Origin of the sequence: Ilyobacter sp. (assembly GCF_041583315.1) — a bacterium.
GTDB lineage: Bacteria > Fusobacteriota > Fusobacteriia > Fusobacteriales > Fusobacteriaceae > Ilyobacter.
On sequence record NZ_JBFHGC010000174.1, the window covers coordinates 1 to 5,024 of the forward strand.

General features: G+C 32.6%; 5 protein-coding genes. 2 read left to right on the plus strand and 3 right to left on the minus strand.

Features of this window, described 5'->3' with window-relative positions; all coding sequences use genetic code 11:
- Positions 1–319: 319 nt before the first annotated feature.
- Positions 320–601, minus strand: coding sequence for a putative quinol monooxygenase (locus tag ABZA26_RS07370; RefSeq protein ID WP_372713875.1), 282 nt, complete (start codon positions 599–601; stop codon positions 320–322).
- A 60-nt stretch (positions 602–661) separates the two neighbouring features.
- A complete protein-coding gene (locus ABZA26_RS07375; protein ID WP_372713876.1) occupies positions 662–1,225 on the minus strand; it encodes a nitroreductase family protein in 564 nt (187 codons plus the stop codon).
- A gap of 366 nt (positions 1,226–1,591) precedes the next feature.
- On the opposite strand from ABZA26_RS07375, the gene ABZA26_RS07380 reads away from it, so the two are divergent.
- The gene (locus ABZA26_RS07380) at positions 1,592–2,332 is read left to right on the plus strand and encodes a 4Fe-4S binding protein (RefSeq protein WP_372713877.1); all 741 of its coding nucleotides are present in this window, start codon (positions 1,592–1,594) and stop codon (positions 2,330–2,332) included.
- A gap of 173 nt (positions 2,333–2,505) precedes the next feature.
- On the opposite strand, the gene ABZA26_RS07385 is transcribed toward ABZA26_RS07380, so the two are convergent.
- Positions 2,506–3,162 carry an NAD(P)H-dependent oxidoreductase gene (locus ABZA26_RS07385; protein WP_372713878.1) on the minus strand — a complete coding sequence of 219 codons (657 nt, stop codon included), beginning with the start codon at positions 3,160–3,162 and terminating at the stop codon, positions 2,506–2,508.
- Between the two features lie 647 nt (positions 3,163–3,809).
- On the opposite strand from ABZA26_RS07385, the gene ABZA26_RS07390 reads away from it, so the two are divergent.
- The coding region (locus tag ABZA26_RS07390) for an NAD(P)-dependent oxidoreductase (RefSeq protein ID WP_372713879.1) at positions 3,810–5,024 on the plus strand (1,215 nt) is incomplete at its 3' end.

Consider the following 5,024-nt stretch of genomic DNA (forward strand, 5'->3'; position numbering starts at 1 on the left):
TAGATCTGTCTATATCAAGATCATCTATGCTTGAAAATTTTTTGATTTCTCCGTTTGATAATAAAACCTCAATCATGTTTTCCTCCTGGTAATGATATTAATATCATTTACATACAAAAATATATTCTTAAAAAACTCAGATTACCTCTTTTCTCCAAGTTTTGAATTTTTTACCAGACCAAAGTATATAAAAAAAAGAACAGAATCTAAATTAAAAATAAAAGTATGACTACACAAAAAATGAATATGATTTGATTGGCTTGAAATAGATCTTTTGAAACATAAAAGGCTCAGGAAATTTTCCCAAGCCTTTTTTTGATTATACCTCATTGTTTAAAGAAATTTCTAAATTTTCAGAGTAACTTATTATCTTCTCAATATTTTCCTTGAAAAAATCTGTACTTCCATGTTTATCAACAGCTTCCTGATCACGCCATTTTTCCACAAATGTCAGGATATATGGATTCTCTTTATTTTCATAGAGGACATACTCGATACATCCATCTTCTGATCGGGTATTTTTTATAAGTCCGGCAGCTACATCTTTGAATTCATCTAACTTATCTTTTTTCACAGTGGCCTTTGCAATAACTAATATCATGACAACAACTCCTTTTGAATTTATGTTACTGGTTAAAAAATAAAAGTTTAATTTTTCAACTTATACAAAACGCATTATATCCTCTATATCTTTTCTAGGAGTGGCAGCAGGGTGTGGTCCGTCAGGGTAACCGTAAACAATAAGAGCAGCAACTGTTTCTTCTGCAGGCAGACCTACGATCTCACCGATCACCTTGTCATTGATGACACCCATAATTACAGTACCTACACCTTTAGCATGTGCTGCCAGACAGAAAGTCTGACAAGCGATACCGGCGTCAAATACTTCCCAGTGGCTGGAATTTCCGTCATAGTTGAACTCTCCGTCTTCAACTGGAAGTTTTTCAATCTTTCCGCTTTTCCCCTTAACAAAACTTAATACAAGAACACCCTTTGCGTCTTTGAGTGTTCCTATATTGTAAATAAAGTCATTGACACCTTCAGTTCCGAGTCTTTTTATAGTAGCTTCATCATCAACTAATGTATATCTTGCTACCTGATAATTTCCCCATGAAGGTGCATATCTGCTTATTGAGACAATCTCTTTCATGAGGTCTCTGTCTACTTTTTCATCCTTAAATGTTCTGATACTTCTTCTTTCTTTGATCATTTGAACTGCATCCATTTTTTACCACTCCTTGATATTTTATATAGTTGTTTAAGTTCCTGGTTTTCATTGTTTTAGTGAAGCCTGTTGAAAGAATATTTTTTTTTTCAATGAAAATAAAACATTCTTTTCTCCTGATCCTTTGTATGATATGATAATATCATTAATCCGAACTTTTTAACAAGTATGCACTTTAATGATAGATACTATACAAAAAGAAAGTTAAATTTCGTAAATTTTTTATTAATTCAATGAATAGTGTGTTTGAATGGAAACAGTAAAATGGAAAGAGTCAATTATTTATATAATTTATATCAGATACCACATCAATGACACAATAAAAAGATAATGTTTTTACAGCATATTAAAAACTTAGGAGGATAAATGAAAGAAAATTTTATAAAAATAAGATACGGAATACAGGGACTGTTTTTAATATTAACTTTGGTTTCGATAAGAATAGGCTCACCCTTGATAAGTAAACTTATGATTGTTACATTGATATTTATTTTAGGAACCTATTACTGCGGATGGATTTGTGCTTTTGGAACTATTCAGGATTATTTATCTAAATTTGGGAAAAAATATATAAAAAAACGGCTTGTAATTCCAGAGAAATACCATAGATACTTACAGTGGGTCAGATATATCTCATTATTCATATCTCTCGGAGCTGTAATGACTATTTTAGATTCAAGAAAAGTATTTTTATCCTTAATTTCAGGGAGAGGTATGATTGCATTTTCAATTGTTTTTTTGATTTTTATTCTTGCTCTTTCTGTTTTTATAGACAGACCCTTTTGCAAATATCTGTGTCCTGAAGGAGCCAGGTACGGTACCTTGAGTATGGCGAGATTATTCACAGTAACCAGAAATGAGAGCAGCTGTATAAACTGCAGTTCTTGTGATAGAAACTGCCCTATGGGACTTAAAATTTCTGAGACACACTCACTCAATACACCTCAATGCATAAGTTGTGGTCTTTGCATAAATAAATGTCCAGTTCCGGATACTTTGAGTTTAAAGCTAAGAAATTTTAAAAATCCAGTAACTTACGTTTTTTTTGTAGCTGGAATTTACTTTATAGCAAAATATATAATTGCTGTTTTAAAAAGATTTGGTTAAACCTGACAGTGAGGGAAACTGATTTTTACAATTGGATTTATTAAAAAAAATAGATTTTTAGAGCTGAGGGATACTTCGGCTTTTTTTTATAACATATAAAAATAGCTAAGAATATATTCTTAGCTATTCTCCAAATAGTAAAATCTTATTTTTATATATTTTGTTTAATATTTTTAGAAGTATTTAACGACATCCTCTATAGGTCTTCTGGTCTTAGGAAATTCCTGAGGTCTCTTTTCGTATCCAAAGGCAACCATATATGCCAAATCAAATTTATCCGTGTCTACTCCGAATTTTTCAGCTAATATTTCAGTTGTTTTTTCCTTGTGGAAGCCTTCTACAGGGCATGAATTAATCCCGATAAAAGCTGCTGCAGTGAGCATGTTACCCAGTGCTATATAGCTTTGCTTGGCGGCCCAGTCTGAAAGTGCTCTGTGATTTTCCAATAAATTAAAGTCTTCTTCCTGAAAATCTCTGTAGAACTTGGTTTTCATCTGGATAACTTCCTCTGGAAGTTTCTGAACCTCTTTCATAAATTTGTTTAAATATTCAGAGTCATGCCTCATGTCACCCTTTCTTGTAAGAACCACCATGAAATGGCTAGCACCTGTGGCTCTGTCTCTTCCACCCCAAGAATGCTCTGTTACTTCTATTTTTTTTTCAGGATTAGTTATAACTAAAAACTGCCAGGGCTCAAATCCAAATGAGCTAGGAGAAAGTCTCCCGGCCTCTAATATAAAGTCAAAGTCCTCTTTGCTGATCTTTTTATTGATATCAAATTCCTTGCAGGCATATCTTTCCTTCATTGCTTTTAAAAATGCTTCTTTCAAAATTAATACCTCCATTTTAAAATGTTTTATATGATACAATCTTAGCATGATACTTTTCTTAAGTGAAGTACTTACATTTTGGAAAGTAAGAGCAAAATTTATAATTTAATTGCAATGTAACTCCTAATGATGGTGATGTGAATTTTCAATAAGTCTATGTAAAAATTCTATAAAATGCATATAGTCAGCATAGGCTTCAGTATATTTTTGTCCAATTTCTACATCTATATCTGACTTTTATTTTTAACTGCAAGAGCTGTAAATATTCCTAGGCCGAAAAAAATGCTTAATTTCTTTTTCATATGATCTCCTCCTTTGGATATTTTTAACAGCATATATCCTCTATATTTAAGTATTCTGGAGCATTAAAAATTATCCTTCACAAAATAACTAAAGTGGAGTCTAATTTCAAAAAGGATGAAAAGGTGCGTTAAATTTTAAAAAATTAGAAAAATACTTATATCACAAAGTGTAAAATAAAATTATCTTTTGATTTTAATAAAGAGTCATCTCATCTTTTTTTAGTATTTATAGTTCATATATCGGCAATAAATTTCTATTTAAATACTTAAGTTTTTTTTATAAATTTATAAAGAAATTACTTATTTAACTTTTGTTGACATTTGTTTGCATAAGGGTTAACTTATTTGGACTATAACGAAATAAAGGAGTTTTTCATGGCTGATATATTAAAAGAAGCTGAAAGGTGTCTAATGTGTAAAAATCCCAGGTGTGTAGCTGCATGTCCTGCTTCTACTGAAATTCCGAGGATTATAAAATTATTTAAAGAAAATAAAATTATGGAAGCCGGAGAGATATTATTTGAAAATAACCCTCTTTCTTCTGTCTGTGGTCTTATCTGTTCCCATGAAACTCAGTGCAAAGGGAATTGCATCCTGGGTATAAAGGGTGAAGGTCTGGATTTCGGAGATATAGAGAATTATATATCTTCATTTTATCTGGATAGGATGAAGATTTCGAAACAAAAAAAGAAAAATCAGAGTATCGCCATTATAGGAGGCGGACCTGCAGGGATAACATTAGCCTTTATACTGATTCAAAAAGGTTTTGATATTACTATTTTTGAATCACATGACAAGATCGGCGGAGTGTTGAGATACGGAATACCTGAATTCAGGCTTCCTAGGACACTCTTAGACAAGCTAGAAGAAAAGTTAGTCGAGGCTGGAGTAAAAATAAGACCTAATATCTCTATAGGATCTACCATCACTGTAGAAGATCTTTTTTCAGACGGATATGAAGCTATATTTATAGGAACAGGTACATGGAAACCAAAGAGATTACGTATAAAAGGTGAGTCTTTAGGGCACACGCATTTTGCTGTGAATTACCTTAAAAATCCAGATGTGTACAGATTAGGTAAAGAGATTGCAATTATAGGAGCAGGTAATGTGGCCATGGATGCAGCCAGGACAGCCATAAGGCAAGGAGTTGAAAAGGCGACTATTTTATTCAGGGATTCCGCAGAATTTATAGAGGCTAGAGAACACGAGGTAAAATATGCAAAAATTGACGGAGTGGAATTCATGTATCATGTGGGGCCCACAGAAATCACAGATGATGGAGTAAAAATTGTGGATATGAAGAAAGCGATTTCTGAAGACGGCTACCCTGTATTCACTCCTTTAGAGGGATCAGATAGGCTTTTTAAAAGTGATTCTGTTATTATTGCCGTAAGTCAGGGACCGAAATCCAGAATAGTTTCAAACGTAAATACTATTAAAGTTAATGAGAACGGTCTTATTATTACTGATAAAGACGGTCATACAACCATGTCAGGTGTATTTTCCGGAGGAGATGTAGTTACCGGTGCAAAAACAGTTGTAGAAGCGGTAAATATA